Origin of the sequence: Pseudomonas sp. PA-4-8C, from assembly GCF_021606625.1 — a bacterium.
Classification (GTDB): Bacteria; Pseudomonadota; Gammaproteobacteria; order Pseudomonadales; family Pseudomonadaceae; genus Aquipseudomonas; species Aquipseudomonas lactis.
Genome location: NZ_WKCD01000571.1, coordinates 1 through 881, shown reverse-complemented (window position 1 = coordinate 881; position 881 = coordinate 1). Strand labels below are relative to the sequence as shown.

Sequence of the window (881 nt, the reverse complement as noted above, 5' to 3'; positions counted from 1 at the left end):
GTCGCACATCCTCTTCGACCAGGCCGCCCTGGCAGCCGGCGACAGCTTGAAGGACCCGGCCGCGTATGTGCGCCGACTGAACAAGCTGTTGGTTGAATTGTCGGTTTAACACCGTTGTAGAAAAACCCGCTTCGGCGGGTTTTTTCGTTCTGGCTCTACTGTAGGAGCGAGCTTGCTCGCGAAAAACGTGAGATCACCGCGTTCATTCAGCATTTGCGCGTTATCGTTGACGTTCTTCGCGAGCAAGCTCGCTCCTACAGGGAGCATCGTCAATCCATCTGAATTGGGGAAAATGATGAGCCAAGTCACTGTACGTTCCGTGGTCTATCAGATTGATGGCCAGTCTTATGAAAGCCGTCTGGCGTTCGATGCCAGCCACAAGGGCCCGTTGCCGGGACTGCTGATGGCGCCGAACTGGATGGGCGTGAGTGCGGGGGCCGAAGAGATCGCCAAGGCCGTTGCCGGCAAAGGCTATGTGGTGTTGATTGCCGACCTCTACGGGCAAAACGTACGTCCTTCAAATGGCGATGAAGCGGGCGCGGCGATGATGCCGTTGAAGAATGATCGCCCACTGCTGAACAAGCGTATGCAAGCCGCCTTCGAGCAACTGCAAGGCCAGACTGAAGCAGCAGTGGACACCTCGAAACTGGCCACCTTTGGCTTCTGCTTTGGCGGTTGCTGTTCCCTGGAACTGGCCCGTACCGGCGCGCCGCTGAAGGCTGCCGTGTCGTTCCATGGCACCCTGGATACGCCGAACCCTGCAGACGCGAAGAACATCAAGGGGTCAGTGCTGGTGCTGCATGGCGCCTCGGACCCGTTGGTGCCCAAAGAGCAACTGCCGGCGTTCGAAGATGAAATGAACGCGGCGGGTGTGGATTGGC

2 protein-coding genes are annotated in these 881 nt (G+C 58.3%); both read left to right on the top strand.

Annotation, left to right across the window (positions count from 1 at the left end; all coding sequences use genetic code 11):
- A partial coding sequence (locus tag GIW04_RS31035) for a hypothetical protein (RefSeq protein WP_236479649.1) occupies positions 1-109 on the top strand: 109 nt, incomplete at its 5' end.
- A gap of 186 nt (positions 110-295) precedes the next feature.
- Positions 296-881: dienelactone hydrolase family protein (locus GIW04_RS31025; protein WP_236479648.1), on the top strand; the 586-nt coding region annotated here is incomplete at its 3' end.